The sequence below is a fragment of the Arenibacter sp. F20364 genome (assembly GCF_023015905.1).
GTDB lineage: Bacteria > Bacteroidota > Bacteroidia > Flavobacteriales > Flavobacteriaceae > Arenibacter.
In genome coordinates, this window is the sequence record NZ_JALKBD010000005.1 from 1 (window position 1) to 18,471 (window position 18,471).

General features: G+C 40.5%; 15 protein-coding genes and 2 tRNA genes. 9 read left to right on the forward strand and 8 right to left on the reverse strand.

Going from position 1 to position 18,471, the window contains the following annotated elements:
- Positions 1-430: 430 nt before the first annotated feature.
- From MWU84_RS05175 to MWU84_RS05210, 8 genes are all read left to right on the forward strand, one after another.
- A complete protein-coding gene (locus tag MWU84_RS05175) occupies positions 431-880 on the forward strand; it encodes a hypothetical protein (protein ID WP_246899060.1) in 450 nt (149 codons plus the stop codon).
- A 264-nt stretch (positions 881-1,144) separates the two neighbouring features.
- A complete protein-coding gene (locus MWU84_RS05180) occupies positions 1,145-1,381 on the forward strand; it encodes a hypothetical protein (protein ID WP_246899061.1) in 237 nt (78 codons plus the stop codon).
- A 6-nt stretch (positions 1,382-1,387) separates the two neighbouring features.
- Positions 1,388-3,715: a molybdopterin-dependent oxidoreductase gene (locus MWU84_RS05185; RefSeq protein ID WP_246899063.1), complete on the forward strand. Its 2,328-nt coding sequence runs from the start codon at positions 1,388-1,390 to the stop codon at positions 3,713-3,715.
- Between the two features lie 3 nt (positions 3,716-3,718).
- Positions 3,719-4,435: a nitrate reductase cytochrome c-type subunit gene (locus MWU84_RS05190; protein WP_246899065.1), complete on the forward strand. Its 717-nt coding sequence runs from the start codon at positions 3,719-3,721 to the stop codon at positions 4,433-4,435.
- Positions 4,425-5,054 carry a cytochrome c family protein gene (locus tag MWU84_RS05195; protein WP_246899067.1) on the forward strand — a complete coding sequence of 210 codons (630 nt, stop codon included), beginning with the start codon at positions 4,425-4,427 and terminating at the stop codon, positions 5,052-5,054. The genes MWU84_RS05190 and MWU84_RS05195 overlap by 11 nt, the downstream gene beginning before the upstream one ends.
- A gap of 9 nt (positions 5,055-5,063) precedes the next feature.
- A complete protein-coding gene (locus MWU84_RS05200) occupies positions 5,064-6,185 on the forward strand; it encodes a 4Fe-4S dicluster domain-containing protein (RefSeq protein WP_246899069.1) in 1,122 nt (373 codons plus the stop codon).
- An 89-nt stretch (positions 6,186-6,274) separates the two neighbouring features.
- Positions 6,275-7,510: a sulfate reduction electron transfer complex DsrMKJOP subunit DsrP gene (dsrP, locus tag MWU84_RS05205; RefSeq protein WP_246899071.1), complete on the forward strand. Its 1,236-nt coding sequence runs from the start codon at positions 6,275-6,277 to the stop codon at positions 7,508-7,510.
- A gap of 240 nt (positions 7,511-7,750) precedes the next feature.
- A complete protein-coding gene (locus tag MWU84_RS05210) occupies positions 7,751-8,596 on the forward strand; it encodes an AraC family transcriptional regulator (RefSeq protein WP_246899073.1) in 846 nt (281 codons plus the stop codon).
- A gap of 67 nt (positions 8,597-8,663) precedes the next feature.
- On the opposite strand, the gene MWU84_RS05215 is transcribed toward MWU84_RS05210, so the two are convergent.
- From MWU84_RS05215 to proS, 8 genes are all read right to left on the reverse strand, one after another.
- Positions 8,664-10,550, reverse strand: a complete 1,887-nt coding sequence (locus MWU84_RS05215; protein ID WP_246899075.1) for a cytochrome c peroxidase — start codon at positions 10,548-10,550, stop codon at positions 8,664-8,666.
- A 128-nt stretch (positions 10,551-10,678) separates the two neighbouring features.
- Complete coding sequence (locus MWU84_RS05220) at positions 10,679-12,349, reverse strand: metallophosphoesterase (protein ID WP_246899077.1); 1,671 nt, start codon at positions 12,347-12,349, stop codon at positions 10,679-10,681.
- The gene (locus MWU84_RS05225; protein WP_246899079.1) at positions 12,342-13,220 is read right to left on the reverse strand and encodes a hypothetical protein; all 879 of its coding nucleotides are present in this window, start codon (positions 13,218-13,220) and stop codon (positions 12,342-12,344) included. The genes MWU84_RS05220 and MWU84_RS05225 overlap by 8 nt, the downstream gene beginning before the upstream one ends.
- A 161-nt stretch (positions 13,221-13,381) precedes the next feature.
- Positions 13,382-14,824, reverse strand: a complete 1,443-nt coding sequence (locus tag MWU84_RS05230) for a metallophosphoesterase family protein (RefSeq protein WP_246899082.1) — start codon at positions 14,822-14,824, stop codon at positions 13,382-13,384.
- 212 nt (positions 14,825-15,036) lie between these two features.
- A complete protein-coding gene (gene rpsT / locus MWU84_RS05235; RefSeq protein ID WP_031442787.1) occupies positions 15,037-15,288 on the reverse strand; it encodes a 30S ribosomal protein S20 in 252 nt (83 codons plus the stop codon).
- Between the two features lie 50 nt (positions 15,289-15,338).
- Positions 15,339-15,410 (reverse strand) — tRNA-Glu (locus MWU84_RS05240).
- A gap of 73 nt (positions 15,411-15,483) precedes the next feature.
- Positions 15,484-15,555, reverse strand: a tRNA-Glu gene (locus MWU84_RS05245).
- Positions 15,556-15,635: 80 nt separating this feature from the next.
- Positions 15,636-17,111: a proline--tRNA ligase gene (gene proS, locus MWU84_RS05250; RefSeq protein WP_246899084.1), complete on the reverse strand. Its 1,476-nt coding sequence runs from the start codon at positions 17,109-17,111 to the stop codon at positions 15,636-15,638.
- A gap of 99 nt (positions 17,112-17,210) precedes the next feature.
- On the opposite strand from proS, the gene MWU84_RS05255 reads away from it, so the two are divergent.
- Positions 17,211-18,443, forward strand: a complete 1,233-nt coding sequence (locus MWU84_RS05255; RefSeq protein WP_246899086.1) for a hypothetical protein — start codon at positions 17,211-17,213, stop codon at positions 18,441-18,443.
- Positions 18,444-18,471: the final 28 nt, after the last annotated feature.

Consider the following 18,471-nt stretch of genomic DNA (forward strand, 5'->3'; position numbering starts at 1 on the left):
GTTTCTTATTTGCAACTTTGAGCACAAAGGAAAACCAAAGGTAATCCTGTCGAGGTCACAACAAGCAAGAAACCACGTCTTTAAGGCGTGGTTCTTTGTTTTATGGAAAAAGCCAAACACAGTTTGAGGTTTTGGAATAAAATAAAGAAACTGCAGCGATAGCTGTGGGGTTTCTTATTTGCAACTTTGAGCTCAATGGAAAACCGCAGGTACTCCTGTCGAGGTCACAACAAGCAAGAAACCACGTCTTTTTTAGACGTGGTTCACTGTTTTATGGAAATAGCCAAACGAAAAATCTATAGGAAATATGAGGCTGTACATTAATGTAGCCTATTTATATTCCAATATTATCAAGCCTATCACGCTTCCCAATTATTGAAAAAAAACCAAACCATCCACCATTCTTAAAAAAATAAATATCTTGCGTCATATGGGAATATTCGACTTTAGAGATCCAAGTAAAAGAAAAAAAAAGGAAGCTACCATAATTATTCAGTGCGACCCTAATGAAATAAGAATAAATAATACATCCATTAGTTTTCCAACTAGCTACAAAATTATAAAAGGTATTTTGGGTGATGCCACGCGGATCGAACCTATTAAACAAACCAAAAACAGTATATACCTCTGGGATGAACTGGGCATTTATTGCTCTTGCCCCGACCCGGAAAAGATGTTGATGCTCCTTCTCGTTGAGGACAACAGATACGGACTTGGACACCAACCCAAGAGCAACTTTACTGGAAAAGTTTTAATAGATGGCGAAGCTATGGAGATCACGCTGGATAAAGTAGGCCAGGACCGCCCATATATTATAAGGTCCGTTATCAAAGAAAATAAGCAAGTGGCAATAGCTATTGGATGGAACCCCGGTGTATAAAAATTAACCTCAGCAAAAGGAAGTAAGCCTAATTACTTTGCAAATTGGGGTTTTAAGTTGCTACTCCTTTATTATTTACAATAGTCTGGTTTAAGTATTGAATACATTAAATCCAACCAATGGGAATGTATTAAATCTATATTATCTTTTTATCATATCAACAACTTTTGACTCATTTATTTAGGGAATGTCTTTTAATTTTTGTTAAATTAATGGTGAAATTATCAAAGAAGATTAAATCCCCTTGTTAAAACTGAATTTAGTATGCCCATTAAAAGTTACCTAGCCCTGTCTATATCGGGCAGAAAAGAAGAGTTGATGACCGCATTGAGAAATCTTCATCAATGCGAAGTTGTTCCTGCCAAAAATCAAGACGTTCTTGCACTGGTAACCGACACGCCCAACGAAAAAGAGGATGATATTCTCAAAGAAAAAATTGAAGCCCTGGACAGCCTCAAATTATTGTCTCTGGTCTCTGGTTTTGATACACCTCATAATTAATATACTATGAACAAATCTGCAACAAATAGAAGAAGTTTTATCAAAAAAATGGCCATGATGTCCGCAATGACGGCTGCTTCATCCATGTTTCCAGGAATTTTGTTTGCAAATGAACAGGAAAAGGGCATTCCTGAAGATGCTAATTTAGATTGGAAAAAAGGCCCCTGTAGGTTCTGTGGCGTAGGGTGTGGCATACTCGTAGGCACTGAAAACGGAAAGGCCGTTGCCGTGAAAGGAGATCCAAATTCTTCCGTAAATAAAGGACTACTTTGTGTAAAAGGATATCACCAGATTATGTGCATTCAGTCCAAAGACCGACTTACCCACGCCTTGGTCAAGAAAAATGGCAGTTATGTTAGGACGCCTATCAATGACGCCTTGGACCTTGTAGCTTCCAAAATGAAGGAAACAATCACTAATCATGGTAAGGATTCCGTAGCCATGTACACCTCTGGACAATCCACCATTCCAGAAGGTTATATAGCCTCCAAATTAATGAAGGGAGCTATAGGGACGAACAACTTGGATTGCAATGCGCGATTGTGCATGGCAAGTGCCGTGACGGGCTTCTTGACCAGTTTTGGCGCAGATGAACCAATGGGCTGTTATGAAGATATTGATCATGCCGATTATTTTGTCACCTGGGGCAACAATATGGCCGAAATGCACCCCGTATTGTTCTCCCGAATGTTGGAGCAAAAAGCACTTCGCGGTGCTAAAATTATTGATTTTGCCACAAGAACAACGCGCTCAAGTACGGCATCGGACAGATCTATTCTTTTTGAACCCCAAACCGATCTAGCGGTTGCCAATGCCATATGTTATGAGATTATCAAAAATGGTTGGGTAAATAGATCCTTTGTTGAAAAGCACTGCAGTTTTAGCAAGGGGCTCACCGATATGGGATATGGTCTGGAAGACCATTATGAATTTACGGATAAACCACAGAAAATAGACTTCGAAGCTTACAAAGAGTTTTTGAAGGATTACAGTCCGGAATTGGTTGCCAAATATTCCAAAGTATCCGTAAGGGACATTAAATATTTAGCTTCCATATACGGTGATCCAAATATCAAGGTAGTTTCTTATTGGTGTATGGGTATGAACCAACACACAAGGGGAACTTGGATAAACAACCTAGTATATAATATTCATTTACTGACCGGAAAAATTTCGCAACCTGGAAATGGCCCGTTTTCCTTAACTGGTCAACCCTCCGCTTGCGGAACCGCCCGTGAGGTGGGAACTTTTACCCATAAATTACCACACGGAGTTGTCACCAACCAAGAAGACAGGGAAATGGCTGCAAGAATTTGGAAAGTTCCCGTTGAAAATATTCCATCCAAACCCACCTATCACGCAACGGAAATGTTTAGGGCAGTAGATAGAGGGGATATCAAGTTTATATGGGTCCAAGCCACCAACCCACTGGTTTCACTGCCAAAGACCAGTCGTTATCGTCCAGGGATGGAAAAGGAATCCTGTTTCGTTGTTGTTTCGGATGTGTTTCCAACGCCTACCTCGGATGTCGCTGATGTAATTCTTCCAGCGTCCTGGCATATTGAAAAAGGAGGACTTTATGGCAACTCTGAAAGAAGAACCCAGTATTGGGACAAAATGGTGGAAGGTCCAGGTGAAACTACACCAGATGCTTGGATGTTTATAGAGGTGGCAAAACGAATGGGATATGGGGATCTCTTTCCTTACAGCAAAGAAAATCACGTGGAGGAAATATTCAATGAATACAGACAGTTTCACGAAGGCGCCAAACATGGCATGGCACCATTGGAAGTTCTGAAAAAAGAATCCGGTGTTATATGGCCGTATGTAAATGGAAAATCAACCCAATGGCGATTTAACGCAAAATATGATCCCGCTTGTTCCAACGGGGAAGACTTTCATTTTTATGGCAAACCGGATGGAAAAGCTGTGATATGGCAACGTCCATTTGAAGAAGCCCCGGAAAAGCCGGATCAAGAATATCCATTCTGGTTAAATACGGGACGTGTAATTGAACACTGGCATACTGGATCCATGACCCGAAGAATACCAGTCTTACATCAAGCTATGCCCAATGCCTATGTGGAATTTCATCCTGATGATGCGAAGACTTTGGGAATAAGAAATGGCGAAAATATCAAAATAACCTCCCGTAGGGGCTCTTGTAATCTGCCCGCTTCCATAAATGAAAGAGGGTTGCCCACCAAAGGGCAAATATTTGTTCCTTTTTTCGATGAAAATATGCTTATCAATGACGTGACACTCGATGCTTTTTGCCCTATTTCCAAAGAACCGGATTACAAGAAATGCGCTGTTAAAGTAGAAAAAGCATAGAATATGAAAAAGAGACTGGGTATCATATCATTGTTTGTAATCATCTTTATAGCCTTTATTATTACATGGAACTATAGTTACCTAGAAGGGCTGGAGGAGGCGGACATCCCTACTTATGACACTCCCACTGGAAATTTCATTCCCGCAGAGGGTGGTGTTTTTAAGCGATTTAACAATGCCGGTCATGATTTTTCGAATATGCCTATAGACGAAAATCATCAGCGCTCACTTGACAGCTACTATGATAACAGAGCCTATCACGGCGCACCTCCAAGTATACCACATCCAGTTGCAAAAGATCGTAGTCTAGGAGGGAACACCTGCCTGCAATGCCATCAGAATGGAGGATTTGTAGAGAAATTTAATGCCTACGCCCCTGTAACCCCACATCCGGAATTGATAAATTGTCGCCAGTGCCATGTTGCCATAAAAACCAATAATACGTTTCGGGAATTTGCTTTCACCAAAGTACAGGCTCCAGAGGTAGGGGTTGGTGCCAACAATGCTATGCCAGGAAGTCCGCCAATGATTCCGCACCAATTACAGATGAGGGAAAATTGTATTACTTGTCATTCCGGCCCCAGCGCCCCTAAAGAAATAAGAGTTTCGCACCCGGAACGCATTAATTGTAGGCAATGCCATATACCTATATCAAATGAAAAACAACAGATGGATGCAAGTACCTTCCTAAGACAATTCAACAATTCCTATGAAGAATAAAACCCTTATATATTGTTTGATATTCCTGTTCATTCTAGGATTCTGCTCTTGTAAAGAAGACGGGGAATATCACTCCATTAAAGACAAAATTGAGAATGAAGGCAAGCCTTACCACGGAAAGCTTACCTCTGATCAATTATTAATGGATTCCGAATTAATTGAAATTACAGCAGGGGAACATACCTTTTGGATACCCGAAAGAAAGGGACAAATAAAATCATTTGCATGTACAGAGTGCCACAACAGGCCAGTAGCACAAATGAAGGGCCTGGAAGGGCAAAAGGCGCACTGGGACGTAAAATTAAACCACGCCAATAGCGAGATGATGGACTGTACCACTTGCCATAATGGAGAGGACATGAACAATCTACGTTCCCTAACAAACCAAAACATAGATCTAAACCTTAGTTATAAGCTCTGCGCCCAATGCCACTTTAGTCAGTTCGAAGACTGGAAAGGAGGTGCACACGGTAAAAAAGTAGCGGGCTGGGCCCCACCACGCGCCTCAATGACCTGCGTAAATTGCCATAATCCGCACAGTCCAGGTTTTGAAAAAAGATGGCCAGTACAATTTAATACTCAAAAAGCCATAGAGCGTAAAGAAGGTTTGGATCATTAAAAATAAAGTATGAGCGATAATAAAAAATGGTATTCCCTAGACCTCGGTCAAAATAAGCAAAAAGAGGCGACTGCATCCTGTGGATGCGGTAAGACCGAAGGAAGCTGCAATAGCCAGAAAACGGAACTTAGTGCCGACGAATTTTACGAGGCCGCCATAAATGCATCCATTGGAGAAGAAAGACACAGGGATGGTTTTGAGCAAGTTTTTGACGTGAAGATGGATCGCAGAACTGCCTTTAGAAAATTAACGGCAAGTCTTCTTATTGGAGCCGGTGCCGTTAGTACTTCTTGTAGTGCAGTAATTGACAATAAAACAAAGGAAAAAGCCCAAATTGATTGGGAAGAGCAGTTTAAGGGCAACTATAAGTTGATGACCGATGAAGAGAAACAAGGTACCATTAATAGGCTTATGCGATCGTATGAATTACGAACAGGTAAGAATATTAGTATGACCGCGGAAAATGCAGAAGAGGATGTTCTCTTTGGATACGCCTTTAACATTTCAAAATGCCAAGGTTATATGAACTGCGTGAGTGCCTGTGTGGAGGAGAATAATCAGGATAGGAATTCACAAATGCAGTATATCCGCATCCACGAAATGAAAGATGGCCAAGGGTTTAAGTTTGATAATGCCGATGACAATTACTATCACGAAGTTCCAGCAGAAGGTCATTTTTATATGGGCACCCAGTGTTTCCATTGTGATAACCCTCCTTGTGTAGAAGTATGCCCTGTACAAGCTACTTGGAAAGAGGAAGACGGTCTTGTCGTAATTGATTATGATTGGTGTGTAGGATGTCGCTATTGTATGGCAGCCTGTCCTTATGATGGAAGACGGTTTAACTGGAGTAAACCTGAAGTCCCGGAAAATGAAATCAATAAAAACCAACACTACCTTGGAAATAGGATGCGCAAAAAAGGAGTGATGGAAAAGTGTACTTTTTGCGTACAACGCTCCAGAAAAGGGAAGAATCCGGCATGTGTTGAAGCTTGTCCGACCGGAGCCCGAATTTTCGGAAACCTATTAGACCCAAATAGTACGATACGGTGGGTATTGGCAAATAAAAAAGTCTTTAGGCTCAAGGAAGATCTAGGAACAGAACCTAAGTTCTGGTACTTTATGGATTAACAAATAAATAGCGTATCCATGTAAAGCATTTGGATAGCAATGCTCGGAAAAACATAGGATTCTCAGCCATTTGATTAAAGCAAAATATAATGGGAAGATTTAAAGTATTAAAAAGTTTGGTCATCGATAGTTTGGACACTATTACGAAGGGGTCTAAAAAGTATCATATCTGGATGGGGTTTCTGACACTGGTAATGCTTATAGGAATGTATTGTTATTCCATTCAGTTAGACGAGGGACTTAGTGTTACGGGAATGTCCGATCGTGTTAGCTGGGGTCTGTATATTTCCAATTTCACCTTTTTAGTAGGGGTAGCGGCCGCAGCCGTAATGCTCGTAATGCCCACGTACGTACTAAAGGATATAGATTTTAAACAAGCCGTGCTCATAGGGGAAGGATTGGCCGTAGCCGCATTGATAATGTGTTTGGCATTTGTAGTTGCCGATATGGGCGGGCCATCCGTACTTTGGCATATGATACCAGGCATTGGTGTATTTAATTTCCCGAATTCCATGCTTACCTGGGACGTTATCGTTTTAAACGGATACCTGTTCATTAATATTTCCATCCCATTTTACATTCTTTTTAGGCACTATCAAGGTAAGGAAGCCCAGAAAAAAGTATATGTCCCGGGAGCCGTACTATCGGTTTTTTGGGCAGTTGGTATACACCTTGTAACGGCTTTCCTTTATCAAGGGTTACAAGCTCGCCCATTTTGGAATAATGCCCTCTTAGGTCCTCGCTTCTTGGCTTCAGCTTTTGCGGCCGGACCGGCATTGATAATTTTAGTTTTGGCAGTTATCCGTTCTTTTACAGCTTTTAGAATAGAGGATAAAACTATAAAAAAGATTGCCATGATCGTTACCGTAGCGGCACAGATAAATTTGATAATGCTAGCCTCAGAATTGTTTAAGGAATTCTATGCACCCACCCATCACAGCGAAAGTGCCTATTATCTTTTCTTCGGATTGCACGGCAAGAACGCCTTACTTCCTTGGATTTGGACAGCAATTCCGTTAAATATTCTGGCCACTGTAATTCTAACTTTTGGTAAGTTTAGAAATAATCTGAAAGTTTTGTATTTCTGTTGCTTTATCCTTTTTGCCGCAATTTGGATTGAGAAAGGTTTTGGTCTAATTGTCCCAGGATTTATTCCTGGACCTTATGGCAAAATAGTGGAATACCTACCAACCAAAATTGAAATAGGCGTTACCATAGGAATTTGGGCATTGGGAGCATTTGTCTTTACTATACTTGCCAAAACTGCCATAGGTATAGAGTTGGGGGAATTGCGGTACAAAAACAAAAATTCTTCCGACTCATAAAAGCTAAATTTAGAACTTTAATAATTGATAGTGAATTTTTACAATCAATGTTGAACAGTTCCTTATCAAGCAGTAATTCCTGTATATAATTAAAATTGGTCCTTTAGTAATTAACCCTATTAAACAGCTTCTCTATTGAGAATTAAAAGATCTGGCTCAAATACCAGATTATTATACTATATTACCCCAAATACCATTAAATTTCAATTTTATTTGTAATTTTTGCAAAAAAAATATTCCTTGAAAGTTCTTCCCTTTAAAATACCCAAACCGAAAAATGAGGCCCTCATCTACCAGGAAGATCGGGATAGGGCATTTTATGGCGAACTACACCAACATCAGGAAATACAAATAAGCCTTATCGTAAAAGGGGCAGGGTCTTTGATTGTGGCAGACACTATTAGCGAATACAAAGAAAATGATATTATTATCATTGGCAGTCATGTCCCCCACGTCCTTAAGAGCGACCAGAGTACAAGCGATGAATTTATAATGTATTCACTATTTTTCAACAAAACCTCCTTTGGAAAACAATTTTTCGAGCTGTCGGATATGTCCGGCACACTTGATTTTTTCAAGGATTCTGAATATGGAATGAAGGTACTTTCAAAAAAACAGAAAATAAGGAGACAATTCAATAAGCTAAACAAACAAAATAAGCTAGAGAGGGTAGCAAGCCTTCTAAAAATAATAAATTTGATCAGCACAGCAACAACCACTCCCCTGTCATCCTTTGTTTACAAAAAGAAATTTACAAACGACGACGGGAAACGATTGAACGATGTATTCAAATATGCCATGGAAAAGTATTTTGAACCCATTACTTTGGAAGAAATTGCGGATAAGGCCAATATGGGGAAAAATTCCTTTTGCCGTTATTTTAAGAAACGAACCAATAAAACATTTTTTCAATTTTTGATAGAAATACGAATAGAAAATGCCTGCAAACTTATCAATAGCAATCCCGACCTTTCAATTTCCGAGATATCGGAACAATGTGGATTTGGAGCTATAGCCAACTTCAATAGAAAATTCAAGGAAATCAAAGGGCTTACCCCCTCAGATTATCGAGCAAAAAGATATTAATTAAATGATCAGTCAAAAATTGGCCCTGCTCAAATTACTCTTATAGAATAGCACCTACACCAAACAGTTAATTCTTATAAGCCGTAAAACTTGAGGTATCCGTGAGTGTCTCCATAAATGTTATAACATCTTCAATCTCTTGCTTGGACAAATCCAATGTCGCATCGGACAAAGTTTGGTCTTCAACCTCCAAACCCATTCCTGCCCCTCCGCCTAGGTTGTAGAAGGCCATAACATCTTCCAAAGTACCAAATAAACCGTTGTGCATGTACGGTGCCGTGAGGGCTACATTTCTAATGGTAACTGTTTTGAACGAATTCTTAAAATAAGGATTATTATCCAATTTAAGACCATTGCCCATGCGCCCCAAATCCGTATCCAACTTTGGTGCAATGGAGTCAAAACCTCGGGTAACACCCAAGACTTCCGATTCTGATTCCAAATAAAAGGGAGGTACAGTACCATTGAACACAGGTGCAAAATGACAACTACCACAAGCCGCTTTCCCCATAAACAAATTAAATCCCCGTTTGGCATTCTCAGGGTATTCCTTTGCTTCGTTGCGCACATATTTATCAAACGGACTATTGAAGGATTTTAAAGAGTTTACATAGGCCGCAATAGCATTACTTATAGAACGCTGATTGATATCTTCTTTATCTATCCCTCCATAAGCCTCTTTAAATAGTTTATTATAGTTGGCATTTTTATTGAGTTTACTGATAATGGCATCAAAATCGGTATTGAACTCCAAATCGTTATCTATGACATGTATCACTTGTCTTTCAAGATCAGAAGCCCGCATGTCCCAAAAATAACGTGTTGAATATCCTGCGTCCATCAAAGTCGGGGCATTTCTTTTGGTAAAAACTCCTTGTTGATTGGATACACTTTTGGGCAATCCATCGGAAAAACCTTTGTTCGGATTATGACAGCTGGCGCAGGACATCACATTGTCCTTGGAAAGCTGGGGATCCTGGAACAACAACTTACCCAAGGCTATGGTCTTTGGGTTGTCCAAAGGCAGATAAACCAGTTCTGAATAAAAATTCGTGTCGAGAAAATCCTTATCGAATATATTCTTTGCTTGGTAGTTTTGGGCATGCTTTTTATAAGGCTCTAGCCTAATGTCATTTAAATTTTGAAATTCCAACAAAACCGAATACAAAGGATTGACAACTTCCTTCAAAAATGTCAATCGATCGAAGTCATTAAAATGGGTATCGGCGTTCAATATTTCCTTACCCTTTGTGAAGAGTTCTTTGATTGCTTTGAATTTGGTCTTTGCCGGCGGTGAAAGACCTTCTACAAAGTAAAGAAATGCGGTTTCCATGCTTTGCCAGCTCACATAACTTTCTTTTAATCCATTTACAGAACCCGGGGTATCATACCCCGTTAGGCCTAAAGTAAAGATCCTGACAATACCTGACCGAATACACTCAATAATCTGACTCGATTTTAAATGGATGGGCAAATGTATTTTTGCAATAAAATCTACCTGCTCCTTAAGTCCTTTGGCCAATACTTGTATGTGCTGCAAGTTTTCATTGGAAGCCTCCCCATAAACCGCCTCATCCAACGCCTGTAAGCCACTAGGCGGAATAACTTGTTCAGCTTCAAAATACTCGCTTACCTTCGGAAGAGGAGCTCCATTGATATAAGTACCATTGTAGAAAGTTTGGTAATAATCAAAAATGAACTCGACCTGCTTATAGGCCAACCTAGTTTTTTCAACTTTTCTTTTCAGTGCCTCCCATTCGTTAACAGAAGTTGCCCTATTGGCAAGGGTGGCCAAATAATCTACTTCATTTTGAAACTTGTTAAAATTGGCCGTATACAGTGCTGCTATTTTTTCGGGAATGGCATTCGTTTGTTTCGGAATGGTCGTCTTCTTCCCAGACAACATCAAGAGGCATATAACAATGGACCCCAACAAAATGCTTGTCGTTTTCATTTTCATCATCCGCTTATTACCATTTTATGTACCACTTGTTACCGCTGGCCTTTCTGATTTGATTGGAACAAATCCACCCAAACGACCACTATGGTATGGTCATATTACAAAATACGCATTAAACCGGTCTATTCTATGGCAATAGAGTCGGTATATGTTTTCTTGTTGGTAATGACTTCTATAACGTATAGGCCTTTTGGCAGTTTGTCTACATTGATGGTTTTCTTTCTACTCTTCTTCACCAATTTCCCAATGTTGTTATAGAATTTGACTTTCTTAAGTCGTTCTTTTCCTTCCAAATTAAACTGGACCAAATCCTTGTCGGCATCATAGGATAGTCTTCCACTTTTTGGTGCCTTTTTCATTCCATCAACTTTCAGATCCATAGCTGTTTTGTTAATGGTGAAATAATCTTCTATCCCATCGGTTTCCCTTATAAACTTTACGGTCAGGTTTTGCCCCCCCTTTCCATCATCTTCCACCTCCATAACACAAGAACCCAATTGGTTCAAGGACACGGACATAGCTTGGTGGTTTAGGTCCCCCCCAGATATTTTACCGGCAGATCCCGTAGTTATATATACGGCGCCTTCAGTGGCCAAACTGGTTTTTTGGTAAGCACCATCACTATCTGCCTTACCATCTCCGATGCCTGTTGTTCCAACGGTATGACCCCCGTTCGAAATTTCGTCCGGGTTAAAAGTATTGGCAAATCCATAATGCCCGTTCAGGAAATAGGACCTTTCATAAGAATGGCTATGCCCGTTTAAGATAAGATCCACTCCATTGGCTTCCATCATAGGCATGAAGTTTTGCCTCATTTCAATAAGTCGATCCTCGGTGTCGGAGTCATGGGATCCTTTAGTGTATACCGGATGATGAAACAAGGTCACTATCCAATCTTGCTTTGTGTTTTGAATATCGGTTAATGTCCAGTTGTACATGGCACCTCCAACTTCCCGACTTGTATGATGTGAATCCAGTATTATAAAGTGGATATTGGCATAATCAAAAGAATAATAGGCCTCTGTTCCCGAGGCAGTACCTCCCGCCTGGGCAGCGGTAGGAAAGGTAAATATATCATAATAAGGTCCGGATTGTGTTGCAGAATCTGCCGACTTGCCATCATGATTTCCCAAGCAGGACCATGCCACGGATTTCTTCAACATATCGTCATAGATGTCAAAAAGGGCGTTTTGATATTGCTCATCCGTACCACTACCATAGGCGTTATCCCCTAAAAACAACATCATATCTGTTTTACCGCTATTCATGGGAGCAGCGTCCACATAATCGTAATAGGCATCACGTACGGCTCTCTGATTATTATTGGCCGTTCCGGCATCACCCAAAATCCATGCACGAACAAATTGTTTGCTGCCTGCTTTAGGGGCTGTTATTACATACATATCCCCAGAATCACTTTCGGACAGCACCTCTGATTTATTGCCGATATTGAAATAATATTTTGTGTTGGGACTCAGACCGGATAAGGTAACCTCGTGTTCGGTGGTCAAAGCAGTGTTGGATGCTTTCTCCGACAATGAATTTGATATTTTTCCGTAATTCACAACGGATTGGGTTGCTATGTCCGTTCTCCATTTTACCACAACAGTGGTTGGCGTACCGCTTTGTAAATAAGGGCCCCTTACAACAGTTACGGAAGGGGAATTCTGTGCAAGGTCATTAGGGTTGGTAACGGCAACAGCATTAACATTGGGAAGATCTACTTGGGAGGTCTGGGCAATTGAATACACCGAACATAGGGCGACTAGCAAAAAGGTACTTTTTTTAATCATAATTTTTGGTTGTTAAGGAGCTTTCCAAGCTTTTTATTTGTTCTTTTAATTTTATTACGGGGTTCATATTCCTAAACTTTGCATCCAATTGCTCAATAGCAACCATGGCTAGTTTTAACGATATGAAGGCCTTATGTGGTTTATCTATTTCCGCCAAATACTTTGCTTTTTTATAATACCAGAACTCTTTTCTGTTGTATTCAAGAATAAAATAATTGTATTGTTCCAAGGCTTCTTTAGTTTGACCGGAATCTTTAAGATAGTCCAGTTTTTTAAGTTGAAGCGATAAGGTGTGAGGCCCCAGTAGGTCCAGACCCGATTCTATCGCAGCAATAGCACCCTTGTAATTCTTATTGTTTTCCGCTAGTATGATATTGCTGTATTCCAATACATCTTCGGGACGGATATCGATCATATTATTGATTACATAACGGTAAGCGTCCAAGGATTTTTTGTAGGATTTTAGATGGAACAGTATTTGGGCTTCCAGTTTTTTAGCTTTTACATCTATACTGCCCAATTCCAAATAAGAGCCTATACTTTTTAAGGACGCATTATAATCCTCAGTTAAATAATGGACCTCGGCAATTTGATAATGTAGCGTTTTGTCGGTATTTCCCAAGGATTGGGACCTACGATAGTCTTCCAGGGCATTGCTATATTCCAGGTGCTGCTGATACAATAACCCCCTTTCAAAGTAAAGTTTAAAATTATTGGGATTTTCGGAAATCTCTATGGTCTTTTCCGCTATCCGTATACTTAAATCCCCATGGGCAAACAGCTGCGCAATTGATAGAAAAAATGCATAGAATAAAAATATTCTTTTAATAAAATAACCGTTTAGCTTTTTGATATGTAACCTAACAAGCATTGAAATGATGGAATTTATAAAATAATATATCTATTGTAACAGCAATTGGAAATAAACAACAAGCCTTAGCCCTTATTAAGTCCTAGACCTTGTATCACTAGTATTCCACTTACTTTCGTCAAATAATTCTTTAGTACAATCCTAAACCAACCAACAACAATTTACTTTTTATCTTCTTTCAAAAAGTCTTTTCTAAGTCGGACAGGACTTTTGGGTACCCTATTGATCAATTGCTTTTTACCGTCTTTTTTAATTAAGTCGAATGCATCGTACAAGGTACCTATAGGAGTGTACGCCTCATATTTAATGGTATCGTTGGTAACAGTAAGTATTTGAAAGAGTTGAGTATACTCCCCTCGCCTTACCATCCAGTCCTGGTCTTGCGATTCATACATTTTGGGACCACTTACAGAAACGGCATAAACCGTACCAGCGTCATCCAACACTGTTAAGCCCTGACCTTCGTTAGCGGGATAGCCTCTGGCATAGGTATGATCATGCCCTTGTAATACTAAATCCACCCCATATTTATCTATCAAAGGTTTTATACCTTCTCTCAGCTCCCAATTGTCCCGTCCTTCTTTGGTAGAATAAACCGGATAATGGGTGAAAATGGTTATCCATTTTTTAGTGTTTGATTGCAATACGGAATCTAGCCATTTTATCTGTGCCGTGCGGGCTTCCATACTTTCATCATACCCTTCGCTATCGATAGAAATCAATTTCATGTCTTGATAATCAATTGCAAAACACGTTTCTTTTAATTCCTCAATTGGCCCGTTCTCGGGCAAAGTGAATTGTGGGTTCCATAAAGAAGTTAACACACCATCCCTGTATTCATGATTACCCGGCGTCATAACACTTGGCACCGTGGCATGAATAAAGCTGCCGGCATAAAACCATTCTCCCCATTCCAGATTGGCATCCCTATCATTTATTAAGTCGCCTGCGTGCAACATGAAGTTTACTTCAGGGAATTTTCGGTAAGAATTTCGTATTACCCTAGACCACAGGGATTTTACGTTGTTCTGGGCATCGCCAAAATAGATAAAGCTAAAGGGGTCGTCGGAAGTAGCGCTGGCCGTAGTATATTGAAACCATTCGCTCCAACCGTCGCTACTCTCCTTTCCATAACCAACCCTATATACATAGGTGGTTTTTGGCTGCAGATTGTCGACCATTGCTGAATGGTATATAGCTTTCACAAGGGGCTCCTTCCTGTTCTGATTTTGAAAGATTTCACTTTTAGCTTCAATCCTTCTTACATCATTCAATAAAAATTCCGGGCCGTCGGTCGCTATTGCAATTTCCACAAACCCAGCCTCCACTTGCTGGTCCGTTCTCCAATTCACGGCCATGCTATGGGACGGATCTGCAGTTAAATTGGCAATGACCCTATCCGGCACCTGGGAAGGAAAAATCAATTTATGGGCAGTTACCGCATCATGTTCCGTATAATGGCTGTGTGAATGGGAATGTTCAGTTTCGGAAGAGTGACTATGAGGTACTGTTTCCTGCTTAGACTTGCAACCCAAAAGAACTGCAAATAAAAGAAAACCTAATTTTTGTTTAGAACATAGCATACCCATTATTTTCGGTTTCAAGTGGCTTAGATTTAATAAATGAAATCCGAATATAAAATGATTACTTTTAATTTCCTACGATTTTTGGCAGCATATCTTAAACCTTACAGTATCTTGATAATTTAATCATATATCTTAACCCAAAGCCCTATTCCAAGAAACGGGGGTGGATAATAAAAACAAAAAAACGCCCGTTCTTGCGAAGGGCGTTCCTTAAATATAAATTTTAAAACTTATAGTGCAGCTACTTGTTTGGTCAACTTGCTCTTTAAGTTTGCAGCTTTATTGGAATGGATAATATTACGCTTAGCCAATCTATCGATCATACTTACCACACTTGGCAATAAAGTTTCAGCAGCTTTTTTATCTTCCTCTGTACGCAATCTTCTGATAGCGTTACGGGTTGTTTTATGCTGGTACCTGTTGCGTAGTCTTACCGCTTCGTTCCTTCTAATCCTCTTTAATGCTGACTTATGATTTGCCATTTTCTATTTAATTAATTTTTTTATCGGGATAAACCCCTTAATACACTGTGTAGTCCGTAGGGGAATCGAACCCCTGTTACCAGGATGAAAACCTGGCGTCCTAACCCCTAGACGAACGGACCATTTTTTGGTTACGAGTACAGACACGATTCTTATATCTAAATCAATACTCCAAAAATTTCAATATAACCTTAGTAGTCCGTAGGGGAATCGAACCCCTGTTACCAGGATGAAAACCTGGCGTCCTAACCCCTAGACGAACGGACCATCAAATCGCATAATTGCGGATGCAAAAATACAATTATTTTTTACTATCGCAAGACCTAAATAAAAATTTTTAAAATCTTTTAATATGCCTTGGCAAAAAGCACTCTTTTCGAGGACGGTTTTCCCGTTACCATGCATACTCCAGCTTCTTCTTTGGCATCAATAGGAATGCAGCGTATAGTAGCTTTTGTCTGCTCTTTCACCAATTCTTCCGTTTCAGGGGTGCCATCCCAATGTGCCGATATAAATCCTCCCTTATTTTCCAAAACCTCCTTAAATTCTTCATAAGAATCAACCTCCGTAATATGGGTTCTCCTATGTTCCAATGCCTTATTATGGATATTTAGCTGAATATCCTCCAACAAAAACTCAATTTTCGCAACCACCTCATCGCCCTTAATGGTTTGTTTTTCAAATGTATCCCTTCTGGCTACTTCAAAGGTACCATTATCCATATCCCTTTGTCCTATGGCCAAACGAACAGGTACCCCTTTCAACTCGTACTCGTTAAATTTAAACCCCGGTTTCTGGGTATCCCGGTCATCGTATTTAACCGAGATTCCTTTGGAGCGTAATTCCTTGACCAAAGGACCCACTCTTTCTGAAATGGCATCCAATTGATCCTCTCCTTTATATATAGGAACAATTACCACTTGTATTGGAGCCAATTTAGGTGGTAGCACCAATCCGTTATCATCGCTATGGGTCATGATCAATGCCCCCATCAAACGTGTAGAAACCCCCCATGAGGTTGCCCAAACATATTCCCGCACCCCTTCTTTGGTAGCAAACTTTACATCAAAAGCCTTGGCGAAATTTTGCCCCAAAAAATGTGATGTACCTGCCTGTAAGGCCTTACCGTCTTGCATTAGGGCCTCTATACAGTAGGTCTCCAATGCTCCGGCAAAACGTTCACTTGCCGTTTTGGTTCCTTTAATAACTGGTACCGCCATATAGTTCTCTACAAATTCCGCATACACGTTCATCATCTGTTCCGCTTCTGCAATGGCCTCCTTTTCAGTTGCATGAGCGGTATGGCCTTCCTGCCATAAAAACTCAGCAGTTCTCAAGAAAAGTCTGGTTCGCATTTCCCAACGTACCACATTTGCCCATTGGTTTATTAAAAGTGGCAAATCGCGATAAGACTGTACCCAGCGTCTATAGGTGTCCCATATTATGGTTTCCGAGGTAGGCCTAACAATTAGCTCTTCCTCCAGCTTGGCTTCAGGGTCCACAATAATTCCGCTACCATCCTCAGCATTCTTTAATCTATAGTGCGTAACTACAGCACATTCCTTGGCAAAGCCTTCCACATGACTGGCCTCTTTGCTCAGGTAGGACTTAGGTATGAACAATGGAAAATAGGCATTCTCATGTCCAGTTTCCTTGAACATAATATCCAATTGGGCCTGCATCTTTTCCCATATGGCATAACCATAAGGTTTAATGACCATACAACCCCTAACTCCCGAATTTTCAGCCAAATCCGCTTTTACAACAAGTTCATTATACCATTTGGAATAATCCTCTGCTCTTTTCGTTAAATTTTTACCCATACCAGAAAGTTTGGCACAAAACTTGCGACCTTTTATTTAAATGAAATAGTTCGGCAAAACTAACTATTTTTACAATGTTCAACAATTAAAATTACAGCGATGATACATTCTCTACCCCACCGAAGAATACATATAGCAGCAACTGTTGTACTCCTTAGCATAGTATTGGTATCTTGCGGATCCTACCAGCAAGCCTCATATTATGATAATGATGGCATTTATTCCAGCAGAACAGAGCAAGTGCGCGTAACCGAACAACGGCCAAGAACGCAGCAACCAGCTCCAAAACAAGACGCCTATGGTGATTATTTTGGACAAAAGGCCAATGAATATGGAGAAATTCTGGACAGTGAAGTATTTACCGATGTAGACGGCTATTATAGCGATATGGAAACCGACAGCCTTAACTACGATCAGGATTTGAGCTATAATGGCGCCAACAATGACTATAACGGGTATGGTTCGTGGGGAGATAATGCCACCAACGTCAATATTAATGTATATGACAATTGGGGCTGGGGAGGCTCTCCTTTCGCTTGGGGTTATGGTGGTTTTTACGGTGGCTTCTACGGAGGCTATTATGGCTATCACAACCCTTGGAGATGGAACCGTTACGGGTACGGATATGGTTGGAACAACTGGGGCTGGGGAGGCTATGGCTGGAACAACTGGGGCTGGGGAGGCTATGGTTGGGGCGGTTATTACAACCCATACTTTTATTCACCTTACAGACATTACCCATATTACTATTCCCGTAATAGATTTGGAAACAACTACTACAATAGAAGTTACGCTTACAACGCTAGCAGAAGGGGTATATACAACAACAATTCCAACCTTAGAAGCACTGCCTTAAGGGGTAGGTCGAATATCAGTACTGCAAACCGAACAAGTAACAGCAGATACAGAAGCACCACATCGCGCAGCAATGTCGGAGTAGATGCTTTGGAAAGAAACAGATCCTACCGTACCAGTAGAAGCACAAGGGCGGTACCGAACTACAATAGCAGATCCAGAAGCAACCAGACATACAGAAGCAGCAGCCCCAGCAATAGCAATTATAGGGGCACGGCACCTAGAACTTCTACCTACAGAAGTTCGGGCAGCACTTCTTCAAGGTCTTCCAGCGGAACCTACAGAAGCTCTTCCCCATCAAGGTCTTCGAGTGGAACATATAGAAGCAGTTCCAGTAGCTCCCCATCAAGATCATCTAGTGGCACCTACAGAAGCTCCAGTAGCTCCAATCGTTCCAGTGGAAGTGTTAGAAGCTCTAGCAGCTCTTCTTCAAGATCATCGTCATCCAGTAGTAGAAGCAGCGGAAGACGCAATTAGAAAACATGGCCCCTTATTTCAATAAAAA

What these genes read in the sequence shown, in the direction of transcription:
- MWU84_RS05175 (WP_246899060.1), top strand. Translation starts at nt 431, where the DNA reads ATGGGAATATTCGACTTTAGAGATCCAAGTAAAAGAAAAAAAAAGGAA.
- MWU84_RS05200 (WP_246899069.1), top strand. Translation starts at nt 5,064, where the DNA reads ATGAGCGATAATAAAAAATGGTATTCCCTAGACCTCGGTCAAAATAAG.
- MWU84_RS05225 (WP_246899079.1), bottom strand. Translation starts at nt 13,220, where the DNA reads ATGCTTGTTAGGTTACATATCAAAAAGCTAAACGGTTATTTTATTAAA.
- MWU84_RS05185 (WP_246899063.1), top strand. Translation starts at nt 1,388, where the DNA reads ATGAACAAATCTGCAACAAATAGAAGAAGTTTTATCAAAAAAATGGCC.
- dsrP (WP_246899071.1), top strand. Translation starts at nt 6,275, where the DNA reads ATGGGAAGATTTAAAGTATTAAAAAGTTTGGTCATCGATAGTTTGGAC.
- MWU84_RS05255 (WP_246899086.1), top strand. Translation starts at nt 17,211, where the DNA reads ATGATACATTCTCTACCCCACCGAAGAATACATATAGCAGCAACTGTT.
- MWU84_RS05190 (WP_246899065.1), top strand. Translation starts at nt 3,719, where the DNA reads ATGAAAAAGAGACTGGGTATCATATCATTGTTTGTAATCATCTTTATA.
- MWU84_RS05220 (WP_246899077.1), bottom strand. Translation starts at nt 12,349, where the DNA reads ATGATTAAAAAAAGTACCTTTTTGCTAGTCGCCCTATGTTCGGTGTAT.
- rpsT (WP_031442787.1), bottom strand. Translation starts at nt 15,288, where the DNA reads ATGGCAAATCATAAGTCAGCATTAAAGAGGATTAGAAGGAACGAAGCG.
- MWU84_RS05180 (WP_246899061.1), top strand. Translation starts at nt 1,145, where the DNA reads ATGCCCATTAAAAGTTACCTAGCCCTGTCTATATCGGGCAGAAAAGAA.
- proS (WP_246899084.1), bottom strand. Translation starts at nt 17,111, where the DNA reads ATGGGTAAAAATTTAACGAAAAGAGCAGAGGATTATTCCAAATGGTAT.
- MWU84_RS05195 (WP_246899067.1), top strand. Translation starts at nt 4,425, where the DNA reads ATGAAGAATAAAACCCTTATATATTGTTTGATATTCCTGTTCATTCTA.
- MWU84_RS05215 (WP_246899075.1), bottom strand. Translation starts at nt 10,550, where the DNA reads ATGAAAACGACAAGCATTTTGTTGGGGTCCATTGTTATATGCCTCTTG.